We start from the raw sequence: 16149 nt of genomic DNA on the forward strand, positions 1-16149 counted from the left end.
GTCAGACCTCCACCGGAATGTTGTTCCATCCCCATTGGAAACTGGACGGCAGCCGCTTGGCGGCATCGCTGTGGATTGCGTAGTCCGGCACCCGGCGCAGCCATTCGGTAAGCAGCACATCGATTTCCAGCCGGGCCAGGTGGTAGCCGATGCAGAAGTGCTGGCCGCGGCCGAACGCCAGCGACCGCTTGATGGGCCGGTCGAAGATGAATTCGTCGGGCTGCGGATATTCGCGTTCGTCGCGGTTGGCCGACGCCAGCAGGGTGATGATGCGCTGGCCGGGCTCAATTGTCTTGTCGTGGATGGTGTATGGCTTGCGCACCGTCCGGGCGAACCATTGCGCGGGCGCGCAGTAGCGGATCATCTCCTCACGCGCGAGCGGCACGTTGGTGGCCGGGTCGGCGCGCACCGCCGCCAGCTGGTCGGGTCGCTTGCTGAGCTCCCACAGGCCGTGGGCGACGATCTTGGGCACCGTCTCGGTGCCGCCGATGAAGATGCAGAGCATCTGGGTCGCGGCCTCGGTGTCGGTCAGCGCGGTGCCGTCGGGCAACCGGTAGCCCAGCAGCCCGTCGACGACGGGCAGTGCGTCCCCGGACGCATCGGCGCGGCGGCGCTCGACGACCGGTGTCAGAAATCCGAGATAGTTGGGCCGGGCCGCGGCGACCTCGACGCCCACGCCCGGCTCGGCCAGGCTGCCGGCGTTGACGGCGGCCAGCACCTGCGGCGCGAGATCGTCTGGGAGACCCAACAATCCGCAGACCATCGAGGCCGCGACGATACCGCCGTACTCCTGGGTGAGGTCGAACGAACCCCGCGGCAGCAGCAGGTCGAGCCGCTCGTTGGCCAGGGTACGGATCCTGTCCGCGAGCCCGGCGACCGACCGCGGCCGCAGCGGCGCCGAATGCGACCGGCGGATCTCGCCGTACAGGTCGGCGTCGAACACCGCGTGAAATGGCAAGGGGTGCAACGGCGGATCCTCGACAGGTCCGGTGTTGTGCTTGGCCAGCACCGTGGTCGGGGGCAGCGTGCCTTCGGACGCTACGAAGGTGCCGTCGTTGACTTCGAGCACCTGCCAGATGTCCTCGAAGCGCGACAACGCGAAGGTGTCCCACTGCGGCATGTAGTACAGGGGATACTCGTCGCGCAGAGTGCGGTAGTACGGCAACGGATCTGCCATCACCTGCGCGTCGAACGGATCGTAGGCGAAATCCACGGTTTCGGTCATATCACTGCAGCGGCGAGGGTGGAAGGGCCTGCAGAATCGAGTCCTCCCAGCCGTCACGCAGCGCCGGCGCCACACTCATCCAGGTCACGATCTCGGCGGGTGGACTGTCCTTCCACGACGGGTAGTGGTTGGCGAAGCATTCCCAACCACCGTCGAGCGCCCAGTAGTGGATGACCTCGTTGAACCGGAAGGTGGTGGTGAACGAGCCCAGCCAGCGTTTGCCGGTGCGCTCCGACCACGGCACATACAGCCGCTCCAGTTCGCGGATGTAGTCGTCTTGACGGCCCGGCTTGGTCTGCATGATCTCTTGAATCACCAGTGGCGCAGTGAAATTCGCTTCACGCAGTTGCGCCAGGGTTTTGTTGCTGGGCCCGGGGTACATGATGCGGCCCTCCCCCGAGGCGCCGATGTCGGCCAGGAAGGCCTGCCATTTTCCCGCCGCCGCCTCGTGGCTGCCACCGCGGGTCTGGGCGGCACCGATCCTGGCGTAGTCGGCGAACCCGTCGATCTCCCAGATGATCGTCACCTGCGGCCAGTGACCGTTGTAGGCGGTGGCTTCCCAGATCGCCAACAACCGGGCGCCCAGCTCATCCATCATCGGCTGATAGGTGTCGGCGAAGACCTCGGTGAAGCGTTCGCTTCGGCCCGAGCCCAACGAGATCGTCTCGTGCAAGTACAGCAGTGTGTGGCGGTAATACTTCTTCATCGCGCTAGGTGAGGCGGATCAACTCGGAGTCGCGCTGCGCCCGGGTCGCATCGCACAGCAGCGTTTCGGTGAAACCGACCGGGCCGCATGAAATTCCGGCTGCGGCGAGGGCGGCGCCTTTGAATCTGCGCGCCGCCGAGCTGAGCAGGTGCTGCGCCGTGGCCAACCCGCGATCAACACCCAGCGGCCATCCCCGTTGAGGCTGGCCCCATAACGCGACCTCGGTGAACTGGTTGTTCAGGGACTCGAGCACCTTGTCACGCAGCCGGGCGTCGACGGCGAATGCCTCGGCGCTGACGGCCAGCGTCTGGCTCGTCGAGCCCATCGCGGCCGCGGCGAATTCCGATTCGGTGTCCACCACGTCGACGCCGAGGATGCGCAGCGATCGGTTGTCGCAACTGTGCGGCAGCAGCACCGTCACCTCCCAGCCGGCCATCACCCGGTCGTACAGCCAGCCCCCGGCCGACTGGACGACGTCGACGGCGTTGGCCGCGACCACGTCCAGCCGATAGCGCAGGCACTCACCCTCTGAGCGCGCGGCGCGAACCCGGCCGCCCTCGCTGATGTCGATTGTTGGAGTGACCATCACATCCGTTCCTCACCGCCACACCTTCAGGTGTGCGTTGGCGTCTGGCGCGTTGTAAGTCGGCGCTTGTGTTCTGGGCTGCGCCGCATCACCCGGCGCTGCTCCGGTGACGCGACTCACCGGACAGCGTGACACTTTTGCCGAAACTTGTAAAGCTCCGATGAGCGCTCAGGAACCGCGGCGGGCCTTGAGTTCGGCGCGGATTTCGTCGCTGTGCGCTCCGAGTTCGGGTGCCGCGGAACGCGGCGACCACGGGGTGCCGTGGAAATCCGCGGGTGTGGCCACCATCGAGACGCCGCCTGACCCGTCCGGCACATCGACGATTCCGCCCGCGGCATGGAACTGCTCGTCGGCGACGACGTCCTCGAGGCTGTTGACGGGCGACCAGAAGAAATCGGGTTCAACGGCGAACACCTCAGCCCATTCGCCCAGCGAACGGGTGGCAAAGATGGCGTCCAGCTCGGCGATCAGCTCGGCGCTGTTGACGAAGCGGGCCCGGGCGTCGCTGAACCGGGGGTCGTCCAGCCATTCCGGGCGGCCGACCGCGCGGCACAGCGGGGGCCAGTGCCGATCCCCTTCGAGCCCGACGATCCAGAATCGCCGCCCATCCGCGGTCGCGTAGTTGTTCATCGCCGGGTTGCCCATCGTCTCGCGCTGGCCGACCGCGATCGGCTGGCCGGTCATCAGGTAGGTGTTCAGATCGAAGCTGACGGTGTAAGCACCCTGCCGGTAGAGCGACGTGGAGACCAGCTGGCCGGTGCCGGTGCGCTGGCGGGCCACCAGTGCCGCGCAGATCGCGGCGGCCAGGGTCATCCCCGCCGAGTGGTCGCCCATCCCGCCGCGCTGAAACGGCGGGGTGTCGCCGGGGCGGGTGAGCAGATGCGCCACACCGGCGCGCGACCAGAAGGCCGCCACGTCGTAGGCGGCGCGATCGGCGTCGGGGCCGTCCTGGCCGTAGCCGGTGATCAGCCCGTAGACGAGGCGCGGGTTGCGCGCGGACACCGATTCGAAGTCGAAGCCGAGGCGCGCCAAGGCACCGGGACGCAGGTTGGTCACGAAAACGTCTGCATCAGAAAGCAATTCGAATGCGACGTCGCGGTCTGCGTCGGCCGTGAGGTCCAAGACGATGCTGCGCTTGTTGCGATTGTCCATTTCGAACGGCGGGTTGATGCCCAGATCGCAGCCGAGCATCGCGCCGAACATCCGGCCCGGGTCACCGGCCGGCGGCTCGATCTTGACGATGTCGGCGCCCCAGTCCGCCAGGATGCCCGCGGCTGCCGGGCCGGCCACCCAAACTCCGAGCTCGACGACTTTGATGCCCTCTACCGGTCCGGCCATGGCTAAGTTCCTACACCCCGCATTTCGCCGCGGCGTTCGGGGGCATACAAAGGTGTGGTGAGTCTGGTGGCAGGACGTGGTCCACTCAGCAGCGACCCGGCCGGCCGGTTCGCTCCCCCGATACCCGGCGGCGTTGTCTACATCGAGCCGCATCCGCGACGCGTCCAGGCCAAGCTGGACGGCCATGTGGTGATCGACACCGAGCAGGTGCTGATGGTGCACCGGCAGGGCCATCCGCTGAGCTACCTCTTCCGGGCCGACGAGGTGGGCGAGCTGCCGAGCCAGCCCGAGCCGGAAGCACCCGGCTTCGTCTATGTCCCGTGGGACGCCGTCGACAACTGGCTGGAGGAAGGCCGCGAGCTCGTCCACTATCCGCCGAACCCGTATCACCGGGTCGACTGCCGCCCGACCAGACGGCGCCTGCGGGTCAGTGTCGCGGGGACCACGCTGGTCGACACCGACGACACGATGATCGTCTTCGAGACCGCGCTGGCGCCCCGGCTCTATGTCGACCCGTCACTGGTGCGCACCGATCTGCTGCATCGCTCGCCGACGTCGAGCTACTGCAACTACAAAGGCTTTGCGACGTACTGGTCAATGGGTGAGATCGACGACATCGCCTGGAGCTACCCGGAGCCGCCGCCGGAAAGCCTTCCCATCAAAGGATTCCTGAGTTTCGATGCCACTCGGGCCGACGTGATCGCGGAGCTGCCAAACCCGTAGCGCCGCGAAGTCAGCCGTCGCTCGGTCTCGACGGAGGGTAGCCGACGGATTGCGCAAACAGGACCCGCTGTTGTGCGTTCAACCCTAGGTGCTTGGCGAGCCCAGTCCTGTCGCAGTTGTGAAACCACGCCGCCAGGCCACGCGCGGCTGCGAAAAGGTAGACGTTGCCGGCGATCAGGCCGGTGTCGACATAGTAGTAAGACTTCTGCACGTCCGGATCGTGAAGCCCAGGTTCATCGAATCCGGCGGTATCGGTCAAGCGGCGAACGTCCACCGCGTAGATCAACACGACCGGAGCGACCGTGACATCAGGCTGACCCGGCGTCAACGCCAGGGCGCGCACATCGCTGTCGGTGATCGGCGCCAAGCGGTGGCCAAGCCCGTCATAGCTATAGGTTCCATCAGCGAGCGCGACATAAAGATCGATCTCTTGAGAGTTGCTCGCCGAAGCGGCGGTGCGTCCCGGTAAACCAAACGGACCCGTCTCCCGATTTACGCCGTAGGCCGACCACAGCAGATCGGAGAGATCCCGCATCGACAACGGCATCGGGCTGGTTTCCTTGGTGGTCTTCCTTCGCGTGAATGCCGCAAAGATGGGATCGTTGGGGTCGCGGGTGAGCGCGGGTAACTGCAGCCAGCCCTCATCATGAACCGCCTGGCTAGGTATGACGCCTTTTGCTGGACTCATCGTTTATCCCAAATTTGTTGCCGCAACTGGTTTTCGGTGAAACATTGGGCTCATCCAGGAACATATAGGCCGACGTTGACGCCGATCTAGAGCCATTGGGCCCTCGATCGAAGACTTTGAAACCCAGCCGGCCTAGCTCGCCAGCCCGACGATCACAAACATGAACAGCACCGCACCGATGGTGCACGCCAAGGTCGCGAGGGTGCGACGCCCGGTGTGCGCCCGCGGCAGGACATCCGCGCTCGCCAAGTACATCAGGAAGCCTGCGAAAAATCCGAGGTACACATCGAGGAGACGATGCGGAATCGTCACCGCCAGGGTCAGAGCCGCCCCGGCGACCGGCGCGACAGCGTCTGCGGCCAGCAGTGTCAGCGCCCTGCGACGGTCATTCCCGTAGAGCGACGTGATGGTGTACGTGTTGAAGCCGTCCGCGAAGTCGTGGCCGATCACCGCGACCGCGACCACTGCCCCCACGCCGGTCCCTGCCTGAAATGCGGCACCGATCGCGAATCCGTCCATGACGCTGTGGGCCACCAACCCCGATGCCGCCAATAGCCCAACGGCGGGTGTTTGGACGACATCCGCGTCATCCGACGTCTGACCGCGATGAATGCCGACGGTGTGTTCGATGATGTGCAGCACCAGAAAGCCGGCAACGAACGCCACCAGCGGAGCTGGTATACCCGACAGTACCCAGGATCCCGCGCTCAGCGCTTCTGGCAACAGGTCGAAGCCCACCGCACCGAGCATCAACCCGGCGGCCAAGCCGAGCACGAGATTGCGGTAGGAACCGATACGCAGCGCCGCATAACCGCCGAGCAACGTGGTGATGAACGAACCAAGGGCCACGAACACGGCCACTGCGCGGCCCACCCTTCTGCCATCCATTCACTCGGAGCAGCACGGCCGGTTGCGGCTCGCAACGCTCCCTGGAAAAGGTAGCGCTTGGGCTACCGGCCCAAGCGAGGACGGCCCAGCTTCAGTTCGTGCTGAGCGATCATGTTGCGGAACACCTCCATGGTGCCACCGTAGATCCCGGTCGGAAGTGCATGCCGGAAAAGGAATTCCGGTGAGCTCTTGGTGTCGGCCGGCACTGCCGATGCGGCCCCCTGTAGGTCCATCAACTCCACGGAGACCTCGCGCATCGTCTGCGCCAATGCGACGCGCCCGTAAATCCCGGGCGTCGACAGCGCCGCCTCCATCCGGGCGATGCTGCGACCCAGGCGGTATTTCACCGCATTGTCGTCGCACTGCGCCACCAGCGCGGCGATAGTGTCGACCACCTCGGACATCAGCCGGCCGTGCTCGGACATCACGGAAATATCCTGCAGCCCATGGTCTTCCGGGTCGGTGATGCCGTGTTCGGCATCCAGCGCCGAGCGCATCACCGCCCAGCCGCCGTTGACCTCACCGATCCGGTAGAGGTCGTCGACGCGTACGTCGCTGTAGTACACGATGTTGGTGCGGTCGCCGTCCAGCGTCCGGATGCCCTGAATCTCCACGCCGGGCGAATCGAGCGGAACCAGGAACATGGTCAGGTTCTTGTGTTTCGGTGCTTGCGGGTCGGTGTTGGTGAGCAGGAACACGTATCTGGCGTTGTGCGCATTGGAGGTGAACATCTTGGAGCCGTTGATAACCCACCCGTCGCCATCCCGCACGGCCCGGGTCTTGCAGGTGGCGACGTCGGAGCCGCCCTCGGGCTCGGTGTACCCCAGGCACAGCCGGATCTCGCCGGACAGCACTCCCGGCAGCACGGCCTCGGCGAGTTCCGAAGCGCCGAACTGTTGCACCAACCGCGCGACGACCGCCGTGGTGCCCCAGTGGTACCACGGCGTGTGGGCGCGGCCGATCTCCAGATGGAAGATCCGTCGGCGCACCGGGCTGAACCCGCCCTCGGAATCCGGCTGGTAATCGGATTTCAGATACCCCGCTTCGCCCAGCGCCAAATGCACTTGCTCATCGAAGTTTTCGCCGAACTCGCGATCGCGCGCCCGTACCTCGTCAGTGACGTGCTTGTCGACGAACGCTCGGGTCTCGTCGAGGAATTCCTGATCCTCGGGCGAGAGGGCTACGTGGGAGAAGTCCATCGTCGTTCTTCGATCCGACTAGGCCGCATCGACGACGAGGGTGCGGAAACGCTCGAGGGTGTCGAGCGCATGCGCCATGCTGTCGCCGGGCAGGTGAACACTGACCCAGGTCACCCCGAGTTTCGCCAGCTTGTCCAGACCGTGCAGGTACGCGTCGGCGTTGAAGTCGTCGTCGGTGATGCTGCCGCCCTCGAAGTTGGCGAAGGTGATGTCGATGGCCGACCAATCTCGGCCCGCCGCATCGCATCTGCGCCGCAGATCATCGATGGCAGCCGAGAGCTCCTCAACCGAGGTGATCGAGGCGGTGCCGGCCGTTTGGGCCAGTTGCGGCGGGGCCGGAAACGGACACCAGCCATCGCCGTACTGCGCGACCCGCTGCCTGGCCGTCGTGGTGTTGCCGCCGATCCAGATCGGCGGATGTGGGGTGCTGACCGGACGGGGGTGGGCGGTGATCCCCCGTGCACTGAAATGCTTTCCCTCGAAGGAGATATCGTCGCCGGTCCAGATTGCCCGGATCACTTGCAGGGATTCCTCGAACAACTCGGCACGCTCGTCGTAGCTCACCCCCAGCGCGGCGAACTCCCGCTTGAGGTAGCCCACTCCCACCGCAAGCGTGAATCGGCCACCCGACAGCAGGTCCAGCGTGGCACCAGACTTGGCCACCACGAACGGGTTTCGATACGGCAGCACGACAATGTTGGGAATCAGCCGCAGCGTCGTCGTGGTGGCCGCCGCGAAACCCAAAGCGACAAAAGGATCTACGGAATCGTGACCCCCGGCTTCGAGCCAGCGCTGCGACGGCGCCGGGTGGTCGGTGAAGCCGAACCCGTGGATCCCCGCCGCCTCGGCGGCCGCGGCCACCGTCCCGATGCCCGCCCCGCTGACCAACTCCGGGTTGTAGGGATGGGTGTGCATCGGGTGAGTGATGGTGAACTGCATGGCCGTTAGAACCGCGCGCGAGAGTCGATTGACGTGTCGGTGGTGCGCAACGGACGGATCAGCGCCTCCTGGGCGAAGGAGGCCAACAGCTCACCCTCCTCCGAGTGCACGGCACCGCGGACATACGACATTCCCGCGCCGACCTGAGTGCTTTCGTGGGTGTAGAGCAGCCAGCCGTCCCAGCGCACCGGCTCGTGGAACGCGATCGAGATGCTCATCGGCGCGGTGGACACGGTCAGGTGGGCCTGGGCGGTGCCGATGCCCTCGTGCGCGCGCATGGTCGTCGAGATGCCCAGATGCCCGGTGAAGTAAGCCAGCAGCGCCTTGGCCAGGTCGTCGCGCGCCGGGATCGGGTCGTAGTGCAGCCAGGCGTACAGCTCCGGCGGCCCGACCTCGTCGGGGCTGTTGACGTCGACGACGTCGACCAGGCGCAGTTCGCGCCCGACCATCGGCATCGGCGAGTGGTTGGCGTCGGCGGGCGGGGCAACGTCGGGCTTGGGCAGGTGATGGCGGATGACGTCGGCGGTCGGGACGTCGGCCAGCACCGTGATGCTCAGGCAGCGCCGGCCGTTCTGGTGTACAGCCACGACGGCGGTGGCGGTGGACCTGCCCTCGGCCACCACGTCGAGGACGAGTTCGATGGGCGGGCCGACGGTGATGGCACGGGAGAACACCGCGTGCGCCGACCGTATCGACTTGTCCGGGAATCGTTTGGCGACCGCGACGATCGCCTGGGCCAGCACCTGGGTGCCTTCGACGACCTGCCGTTCATCGCCGACGGCGATGCCGGTGTCGCCGGTGAACTTGTCCTGGCCGTCGGCCCGCACCTCGAAGAGGTCCAGCAGGCCTTGCACCGTCCACTCAGTCTGCTCTGATTCCGTGGTCAAAATCCGCTCCACCTCTCGTTATCTGCTGATGGCCGAGTCGCGAGCGCAGCTCACCGCACAGCGTGACACTTTGAGTAAGATTTGTAAAGCTTGGCTAACTAGACTCCGCCCCGCCGGCGGATCAAGCCAACGAAACGCACAGAGAGGCAACGCAATTGGGCATCGTCACCAGCACCTCAGAGACCGCATTCACCCAGTCCGCCGAAACGGTGTACGACTTCGTCACCAACCCGGACAACTGGACGAAGACCTACCCGGGCAGCGCGCACATCGGCAATCTGCCGGAGCTCCCGCTCAAGGTCGGCGACACCTGGCAGGAGGCGGGCCCGGACGGCGACCGCATCTTCAGCTGGCAGCTGGCCACCGCCGTGCGGCCCTCGCTATTCGTGTTCACCTCCCTGGGACGCCTGGGCCACGACCGCGACGACCCGCACGGCTTAACGAGCGGCCTGGACGGCCGCATCACGGTGACGTACCGGTTCAGCAGGCCGGGCCAGGACGTCACGCTGTTCGCCCGGACCATGACGATCGAGGCGCACCAGGACACCCCGCTGCCCGATCGGCTCTTTCAGCAGGCCAACCCGGCCAGGATCGACGAATATCACGCTGCCGTCGCGCGCGAGCTCGGCCGCACCGCAGATTGACACCAGTACCCGCATTGCGTGACACTTCTGCGGTGTTTTGTAAAGCGGAATATTGGCCGGAAGGCGTGACCGGATGATCCCCGAGCCGCTGGCCAATGGCTTCTGCTTCGGCGAAGGCCCGCGCTGGTTCGAGGGACTGCTGTGGTTCTCCGACATGCTGGGCGAAGCCGTACACACCTCGACCCTCGGTGGTGCGCTGACGACGTTGCCGCTGCCCGGGCGCGCACCGTCGGGCCTGGGCTTTCGTCCGGACGGGTCCCTGCTCATCGCCTCCACCGAAGACCGGCAGGTGCTGCGCTACGACGGCGAGACCGTGGTGTCCATCGCCGATCTCGCCGACCTGGCACCGGCCGACCTCGGCGACATGGTCATCGACGACCGCGGCCGCGCCTACATCGGGTCGCAGGCCCGGGAAGGCGGCGTGATCATTCGCCTCGACCCCGACGACAGGACTGCCAAGGCCACCATTGTGGCCTCTGACCTCGACTTCCCCAACGGCATGGTCATCACACCGGACGGCGCGACGCTGATCGTCGCCGAGTCGCTCGGGCGGCGCCTCACCGCGTTCGCCATCGGCGACGACGGCGCGCTGAGTGACCGGCGCGTCTTCGCCGACGGTCTGGACGGACCGCCGGACGGCATCGCGCTCGACGCCGACGGCGGGGTGTGGACGTCGATGACGCTGGCTCACCAGTTCGAGCGGATCACCGAGGGTGGCACCGTCACGGATCGCATCGACATGGGTGAGCGCGTGGCCATCGCGTGCACGCTCGGCGGTCCCGAACGCCGTACCCTGTTCCTGCTGTCCAGCACCGACGCCTACCCGCAGCGCCTCGTCGGGACGCGGCTGTCCCGGCTCGACGCGGTGACGGTGACCACCCCGGGCGCCGGGCTGCCCTGACGCCTTCGACACACCTTCGACGGAGAAGTGGACGAGTGACCGACTCCTATTACGAGCTCATCGGCGCCGACGACCTGGGCGAGAAGTTCCGGGCCACCGATCTGGCGCGCGGCACCTGGTCGGCGTCGATTCAGCACGGCGGCCCGGTGTCGGGGCTGCTGGCCCGGGCGCTGGAGCGCCGCGAACAACGCGACGACACCCGGCTGTCCCGGGTCGTCATCGACTTGTTGGGCGGGGTGCCGTCCGAAGGGGACCTGTGGGTTCGGGCGGAGGTGCAGCGCGGGGGCAAACAGATCGAGCTGGTCAGCGCCGAGATGCTGGCCCCCGGCCCCGACGGTCAGCCCCGCCCGGTCGCACGGGCCAGCGGCTGGCGGCTGCAGCAGCAAGACACCCAGGCGGTGGCGCACGCCGCCGCGGAGCTTCCCCGGCCGCGCAGCGAGGCGCGCAACCGCAACCTCAAGGCCCGGGATTGGGACCGCAACTACGTGCACAGCCTCGACTGGCTCTGGTTGACCGAACCACTCACCCCGGGCCCGGGCGAGTCGTGGATCAAGCCGACCGTCGACTTGGTCAGCGGCGAGACGCTCACCCCGCTGGAGCGGCTGTTCGCGGTGGCCGACTGCGCCAACGGCATCGGGAGCAAGCTCGACATCACCAAGTGGACGTTCCTGAATACCGACCTGGCCGTGCACGTGTTCCGGATTCCCGACGGCGACTGGGTCGGCATTCGCGCCGAGACCAGCTACGGACCGGACGGCATCGGGACGACCATCGGGACGCTGTTCGACGAGCAGGGCGCGGTGGGCGCCATCCAGCAGTCCGTCCTGGTGCGCCAGCGCCCCAAGCGGTCCTGACGTGGAAGCAGAAGAACATGGCGACTTCGGCAATAGTTCGTAAAGTCTCAGATATGAACCAGCCGGCCCAGGCGATATCCAAGGCCGAGACCGACACCTCGACGCCGCAGCGGATCCTCGCGGCCACCGCCGAGGTACTCGGCCGCAACGGCAAGACCAAACTCAGCCTGTCCGACGTCGCCACCCAGGCCGGGGTGTCGCGGCCCACGCTGTACCGCTGGTTCGCCTCCAAAGAGGAGTTGCTGTCGGCGTTTTCCAGCTACGAGCGGCAGGTCTTCGAAAGCGGCTTGGTCAAGGCCACCGCCGGGCTGAAGGGCACCGACAAGCTCGACGCGGTGTTGCGGTTCATCGTCGACTACCAGCATTCGTTCTCGGGTGTCCGCGTGGTCGACGTCGAACCCGAGCACACCATCGCCCAGTTCGGCAATGTGATCCCGGAGATGCGCGCTGGCCTGCAACGGCACCTGCCCGGCCCCAACGCCGCGGTGAAAGCGGCGACGGTGATCCGAATTGCCATCTCGCACTACATCGTTCGAAGCGACGACGCCGACGACTTCCTCGCCCAGCTGCGGCACGCGGTGGGCATCAAGCCAAGTGCCGACTAGTCGAACAACACCGCAGCGTTGAGGTAGCCGGTCGGGTCCAGCGCCGCCTTGACCGCGCGCATCGCCGCGATGTCGGCCGGCTCCCGTGACATGTCGAGATAGGGCCGCTTGCGGGTGCCGACGCCGTGTTCGGAGCTGACGTTGCCGCCACATGCCGCGATGAGGTCCATCATCGGCCCATAGAGCGCCTTCTCCTGTTCGAGCGGGACACGCAGCACGTTGAGGTGCAGGTTGCCCTCGCCGATGTGGCCGAAGAGCAACGGCAGCGCGTCGTCGACCTGGCCTTCGATCAGCGCAACCGCGTCGCGGGCGAACCCGCTGATCGACGACAGCGGCAGGGACACGTCGAATTTCAGCGGCGGCCCGTACACGCCGAGCACCTCGGCCAACGATTCGCGCACCCGCCACAACCGTTGCTGCGCAGCGGTATCCACGCCGACCGCGGGCTCACCGGCGAGCGCCACGCCGTCGAGCAGGTCAGCGAGGCGTTCGGTCTGATCGTGGTCGGCGGCCAACTCCACCAGCAGCAGCCAGTCGCCGTCGACCGGGGCGCTGACCCCCAAGTGCTCGCCGCTCAGCGCGGCGGCCCGGCCGTCGATCAGCTCCAGCGCCGCGATGCCGTCCACGTCCCGGAACGTGCGCCCCGCCTCGACGAGCGCGTCGAGATCGGCGAATCCGCACACCGCTGTCACCCGATGCGACGGGCTGGGGTGTAGCCGCAGATCCAGCGCGGTGATGACGCCGAGGGTGCCTTCGGCGCCGACGAACAGGGCGGGCAGGTCGTAGCCGGTGTTGTCGCTGCGCACCAGGCTGTGCCGGCGCAGCAGCGATCCGTCGGGCAGCGCGACCTGCAAACCGATCACCTGCTCACCCATGTTGCCGTAGCGAACGGTGCGCAGGCCCCCGGCGTTGGTCGACGCCATACCGCCGACGGTCGCCGTGTCCCGGGCGGCCAGGTCGACACCGAATATCAGGCCCGCGGCACTGGCGGCCTGCTGCACCCCAGCCAGCGTGGCTCCAGCACCCACCTCGACCCGGCGCTCGACGGTGTCGACATCGCCGAGGACGCCGAGCCGCTCGGTGGACAGCAGGACGTCGTCATGCTCGGGAACGGTGCCGGCCACCAGCGAGGTGCGACCGCCCTGGACCGTCACGTGCGCCCCGGCGTCGCGGCAGATCCGCAGCACCTCGGCGACCTGTTCGGCCGAACCGGGACGCACCAGCGCGCTGGCCTTGCCGCGATAGCGGCCGGTGTGGTCGACGCTGCGCCCGTCCAGCACGTCGGAATCGGTGATGACGTGGCTCGATCCGACCACGTCTTGCAGGCTGCGCAACATGCTCGCGGTTATAGCACCTCACGCCTTGTCAACGTGCCCCAGCGGCCGCACCGGCCTGGCCGTACATCGCCTCGGCGGGAATCGAGGCGACGCCCAGTTCGGCCGCGACTGCGTCGATTGCGTGCTGCGCGACGCTGACGTCCATCGTCCGGCCGGGAATGAAATACGGCCCGACGTAGTGCTCGTAATACCGTTGCGCCTCCTCACGCGTGAGTCGGTCGAGGAACCAGGCGACGTAGTCCACCGCCCGGCTGGGTTGCTCGACGAGGAATCGCAGCGCCCGCTCGTTGGCTCTTGTCAGGGCTTGCAGGGCGGGGCTGTCCAGCGGGACATGGACAGGGTCGACGACCACCCCCACGGTGGGGATCTCGAAATGATCGCCAACCCAGGCCAGCACGTGGAATCCCTCTTCGTCGGCGACCTGTTCGGGTGAGAGCGTGCTGCCGACATAGGCCGCATCGATCGAGCCGTCCCGCAGCCGTCGCAGGTCCATCTGGTAGTCGCCCGGATGCCGCACCACGCATTCCAGGTCACGGTCAGGGTCCAGGCCGTGCTGGCGCAACACGATCCGCGCGAAGGTCCCTGGCGGATCCTTGGGACCGTGGACGGCCAGGCGCCGGCCGCGCAGATCCGCCATGGACTTCACGTCGGAGTTGCCGAGAAACCAGAACAACGGACGGTCGGTGCTGAAACTGACTGCCGTCCAACCGATTCCGTCGGTCAGCCGCGACACGAGCGTGCGGCCCAGGCCGATGACAGCACCGCGGCGCAGCCGTTCCGCCGGCCAGCCGACCCCGTCACGGACGGCGACGTGGACACCCTCGTCCTCGAAGTAGCCCTCCTGGTCGGCCACATGGGCGACCAGTTCCTCATGGAGACCACGCCCGACGTAGGCCAGATCGATCGTCTGCACGGTGAACCCCTTTTCGGATTATGACTTCCCTTGCCGGGAAGTCGATTTCAGTCCATCGTGAGGCCGCCGTTGACCTCCAGGCAATGCCCGGTGGTGAAGGCGGCGTCCTCACTCGCCAAGAACGCCACCGTCTTGGCCACCTCGTCGGGGCTCACCAGGCGGCCCATCGGGTTCGTCGCACCGAGTTGATGCACTTCCGTCGCCGACAACAACTCGCTCGACTTCTTGTCGCCCACCGTGGCCGGCGACACCAGGTTGGCGGTTACCCCATGCGGAGCCAGCTCGAGTGCGACGTAGCGGACAAACTGATCCATCGCCGCCTTGGCGGTGCCCACGGTGATCATGCCGTTGCGAGGCCGCCGGGACAATATCGTGGTGAGATAGACCAACCGTCCGTAACTTCGCGAAACCATGCCAGGCACAACGGCTTTCGTCACCAGATACGCAGCGTGTAGCTCCCGGTCCAGCTTGCCGCCGAGCTGCTCCCAGCTCAGATCGGCGAACGACGTCACGTCGTAAGGAATTAACGCGTTGTGCACCAGCACGTCAACTCGGCCCCAACGCGCTTCGGCTTCCTGCACCATTGCCGCGACATCGTCGGCCTCGGTGACGTCGGCCCGAATCGCCAGGGCCTCACCACCGGCCGCCGTCACGGCCTGGACAACCTCATCCGCCTGCTCGGCGCTGGACCGGTGGTTGACCACCACCCGAAATCCACGCTCCGCGAGGGTTAATGCGGTAGCCGCACCTATCCCGCGGCTTGCCCCGGTGACCACTGCCACGCGATCCATCAGCCTCACCTCCGTGCTGGCAAGGCCGAACGATACGCCTGCGACAGAGGCCGGTAAAGGGTGCGCTAACGGCGACGAGCCGCCGCTCGGAGGCGGGCAAAAGCAGGAGTCCCTCCAGCGGCTTTTGACGGCGAAGGCTGGCGCGCGAGAACGCCTCGCTAGAAGTCTTTCTGATTGACGGTCGTCACCAGTCCACCGTCCATGATGAATTCGCTGCCCGTGGAGTAGGACGAGTCGTCGCTGGCCAGGAACACCACAAACGTCGCGACCTCCCGCACCTCTCCCGGGCGTCCCAGCGGGATGGTGACCATGTCCTCCGGCAGCTTGGCGGTCATCGGTGTGCGAATGAATCCGGGGTGGATCGAATTCACCCGGATGTTCAGCGGTGCCAGCTCCAAAGCCGCCGACTTGGCCAGGCCGCGGACGCCCCATTTGGACGCGACGTACGGGTGCACGGCGGGCGCCCCGCGCAGCCCCTCAATGGACGAAACGTTGATGATCGAACCGCCACCGGCCGCGGTCATCGGCTCGACGGCCACCCGCATGCCCAAGAAGGTGCCGGTCAAGTTGACGTCGATCACCTTCTGCCACTTGGCCAGATCGAAATTCTTCAGTTGCCCGAGGGCGACGGTGCCGGCGTTGTTCACCAGGACGTTGAGCTTGCCGAATTCGCTGACCGCCGTTGCGACCGCCGCGTCCCACTGATCGGGCTGGGTGACGTCGAGGTGGACATATCGTGCGGCGTCACCGATTTCGGCCGCCAGCGCTTTGCCCTCGTCGTCCAGGATGTCGCCGATCACGACCTGGGCGCCTTCCTCGACGAGCAGGCGAGCGTCCTCGGCTCCCATTCCTCGAGCGCCGCCGCTGATAAGTGCGACCTTTCCCTCTACCCGTCCTGGACGTTCCACAGAGGGGCTCCTTTCGA

The 16149-nt window shown here is 66.6% G+C and carries 18 protein-coding genes; 5 read left to right on the plus strand and 13 right to left on the minus strand.

Annotation, left to right across the window (positions count from 1 at the left end; translation table 11 throughout):
- Window position 1: 1 nt before the first annotated feature.
- From MNAB215_RS06925 to MNAB215_RS06940, 4 genes are all read right to left on the minus strand, one after another.
- Complete coding sequence (locus MNAB215_RS06925) at window positions 2-1213, minus strand: cytochrome P450 (protein WP_077078477.1); 1212 nt, start codon at window positions 1211-1213, stop codon at window positions 2-4.
- 13 nt (window positions 1214-1226) lie between these two features.
- The gene (locus tag MNAB215_RS06930) at window positions 1227-1931 is read right to left on the minus strand and encodes an NIPSNAP family protein (RefSeq protein ID WP_077078045.1); all 705 of its coding nucleotides are present in this window, start codon (window positions 1929-1931) and stop codon (window positions 1227-1229) included.
- 4 nt (window positions 1932-1935) lie between these two features.
- Entirely contained in the window at window positions 1936-2517 is a 582-nt protein-coding gene (locus MNAB215_RS06935; protein ID WP_077078046.1) for a hypothetical protein, read from the minus strand.
- A gap of 168 nt (window positions 2518-2685) precedes the next feature.
- Window positions 2686-3855, minus strand: a complete 1170-nt coding sequence (locus MNAB215_RS06940) for a CaiB/BaiF CoA transferase family protein (protein ID WP_077078047.1) — start codon at window positions 3853-3855, stop codon at window positions 2686-2688.
- Between the two features lie 57 nt (window positions 3856-3912).
- Between MNAB215_RS06940 and MNAB215_RS06945 the strand changes: the two genes are divergently transcribed.
- Entirely contained in the window at window positions 3913-4578 is a 666-nt protein-coding gene (locus MNAB215_RS06945) for a DUF427 domain-containing protein (protein WP_077078478.1), read from the plus strand.
- A gap of 10 nt (window positions 4579-4588) precedes the next feature.
- On the opposite strand, the gene MNAB215_RS06950 is transcribed toward MNAB215_RS06945, so the two are convergent.
- The 5 genes from MNAB215_RS06950 to MNAB215_RS06970 all read right to left on the minus strand — a co-directional run bounded on the left by MNAB215_RS06950 (window position 4589) and on the right by MNAB215_RS06970 (window position 9179).
- Window positions 4589-5266, minus strand: a complete 678-nt coding sequence (locus MNAB215_RS06950; RefSeq protein ID WP_083746022.1) for a nitroreductase family protein — start codon at window positions 5264-5266, stop codon at window positions 4589-4591.
- A gap of 132 nt (window positions 5267-5398) precedes the next feature.
- Window positions 5399-6127, minus strand: a complete 729-nt coding sequence (locus tag MNAB215_RS06955) for a ZIP family metal transporter (RefSeq protein WP_077078480.1) — start codon at window positions 6125-6127, stop codon at window positions 5399-5401.
- Between the two features lie 89 nt (window positions 6128-6216).
- Window positions 6217-7353 (minus strand): acyl-CoA dehydrogenase family protein, encoded by a 1137-nt coding sequence (locus MNAB215_RS06960; RefSeq protein WP_077078048.1) that lies wholly within the window; start codon window positions 7351-7353, stop codon window positions 6217-6219.
- 18 nt (window positions 7354-7371) lie between these two features.
- On the minus strand, window positions 7372-8292 hold the full coding sequence (locus tag MNAB215_RS06965) for an LLM class F420-dependent oxidoreductase (RefSeq protein ID WP_077078049.1): 921 nt from the start codon (window positions 8290-8292) through the stop codon (window positions 7372-7374).
- A gap of 5 nt (window positions 8293-8297) precedes the next feature.
- Window positions 8298-9179: an acyl-CoA thioesterase gene (locus MNAB215_RS06970; RefSeq protein WP_077078481.1), complete on the minus strand. Its 882-nt coding sequence runs from the start codon at window positions 9177-9179 to the stop codon at window positions 8298-8300.
- Window positions 9180-9334: 155 nt separating this feature from the next.
- On the opposite strand from MNAB215_RS06970, the gene MNAB215_RS06975 reads away from it, so the two are divergent.
- From MNAB215_RS06975 to MNAB215_RS06990, 4 genes are all read left to right on the plus strand, one after another.
- A complete protein-coding gene (locus MNAB215_RS06975) occupies window positions 9335-9823 on the plus strand; it encodes a polyketide cyclase (RefSeq protein ID WP_077078050.1) in 489 nt (162 codons plus the stop codon).
- Window positions 9824-9896: 73 nt separating this feature from the next.
- The gene (locus tag MNAB215_RS06980; protein ID WP_077078051.1) at window positions 9897-10724 is read left to right on the plus strand and encodes an SMP-30/gluconolactonase/LRE family protein; all 828 of its coding nucleotides are present in this window, start codon (window positions 9897-9899) and stop codon (window positions 10722-10724) included.
- 35 nt (window positions 10725-10759) lie between these two features.
- Window positions 10760-11578 (plus strand): thioesterase family protein, encoded by an 819-nt coding sequence (locus MNAB215_RS06985; protein ID WP_077078052.1) that lies wholly within the window; start codon window positions 10760-10762, stop codon window positions 11576-11578.
- Between the two features lie 53 nt (window positions 11579-11631).
- Window positions 11632-12183, plus strand: a complete 552-nt coding sequence (locus tag MNAB215_RS06990) for a TetR/AcrR family transcriptional regulator (protein WP_077078053.1) — start codon at window positions 11632-11634, stop codon at window positions 12181-12183.
- On the opposite strand, the gene MNAB215_RS06995 is transcribed toward MNAB215_RS06990, so the two are convergent.
- The 4 genes from MNAB215_RS06995 to MNAB215_RS07010 form a co-directional block, all read right to left on the minus strand.
- A complete protein-coding gene (locus tag MNAB215_RS06995) occupies window positions 12180-13520 on the minus strand; it encodes an FAD-binding oxidoreductase (protein ID WP_077078054.1) in 1341 nt (446 codons plus the stop codon). The two genes, MNAB215_RS06990 and MNAB215_RS06995, sit on opposite strands and share 4 nt — an antisense overlap.
- Window positions 13521-13548: 28 nt before the next feature.
- Window positions 13549-14433 carry an ABC transporter substrate-binding protein gene (locus tag MNAB215_RS07000; RefSeq protein ID WP_077078055.1) on the minus strand — a complete coding sequence of 295 codons (885 nt, stop codon included), beginning with the start codon at window positions 14431-14433 and terminating at the stop codon, window positions 13549-13551.
- 47 nt (window positions 14434-14480) lie between these two features.
- A complete protein-coding gene (locus MNAB215_RS07005; protein WP_077078056.1) occupies window positions 14481-15224 on the minus strand; it encodes an SDR family NAD(P)-dependent oxidoreductase in 744 nt (247 codons plus the stop codon).
- A gap of 158 nt (window positions 15225-15382) precedes the next feature.
- Window positions 15383-16132, minus strand: coding sequence for a glucose 1-dehydrogenase (locus tag MNAB215_RS07010; RefSeq protein ID WP_281253287.1), 750 nt, complete (start codon window positions 16130-16132; stop codon window positions 15383-15385).
- Between the last annotated feature and the right edge of the window lie 17 nt (window positions 16133-16149).

The organism is Mycobacterium numidiamassiliense, from assembly GCF_900157365.1.
In the GTDB taxonomy this organism is placed as follows: Bacteria; Actinomycetota; Actinomycetes; order Mycobacteriales; family Mycobacteriaceae; genus Mycobacterium; species Mycobacterium numidiamassiliense.

What these genes read in the sequence shown, in the direction of transcription:
- MNAB215_RS06935 (WP_077078046.1), bottom strand. Translation starts at nt 2,517, where the DNA reads ATGGTCACTCCAACAATCGACATCAGCGAGGGCGGCCGGGTTCGCGCC.
- MNAB215_RS06960 (WP_077078048.1), bottom strand. Translation starts at nt 7,353, where the DNA reads ATGGACTTCTCCCACGTAGCCCTCTCGCCCGAGGATCAGGAATTCCTC.
- MNAB215_RS06940 (WP_077078047.1), bottom strand. Translation starts at nt 3,855, where the DNA reads ATGGCCGGACCGGTAGAGGGCATCAAAGTCGTCGAGCTCGGAGTTTGG.
- MNAB215_RS06965 (WP_077078049.1), bottom strand. Translation starts at nt 8,292, where the DNA reads ATGCAGTTCACCATCACTCACCCGATGCACACCCATCCCTACAACCCG.
- MNAB215_RS07005 (WP_077078056.1), bottom strand. Translation starts at nt 15,224, where the DNA reads ATGGATCGCGTGGCAGTGGTCACCGGGGCAAGCCGCGGGATAGGTGCG.
- MNAB215_RS06990 (WP_077078053.1), top strand. Translation starts at nt 11,632, where the DNA reads ATGAACCAGCCGGCCCAGGCGATATCCAAGGCCGAGACCGACACCTCG.
- MNAB215_RS06980 (WP_077078051.1), top strand. Translation starts at nt 9,897, where the DNA reads ATGATCCCCGAGCCGCTGGCCAATGGCTTCTGCTTCGGCGAAGGCCCG.
- MNAB215_RS06995 (WP_077078054.1), bottom strand. Translation starts at nt 13,520, where the DNA reads ATGTTGCGCAGCCTGCAAGACGTGGTCGGATCGAGCCACGTCATCACC.
- MNAB215_RS06950 (WP_083746022.1), bottom strand. Translation starts at nt 5,266, where the DNA reads ATGAGTCCAGCAAAAGGCGTCATACCTAGCCAGGCGGTTCATGATGAG.
- MNAB215_RS06930 (WP_077078045.1), bottom strand. Translation starts at nt 1,931, where the DNA reads ATGAAGAAGTATTACCGCCACACACTGCTGTACTTGCACGAGACGATC.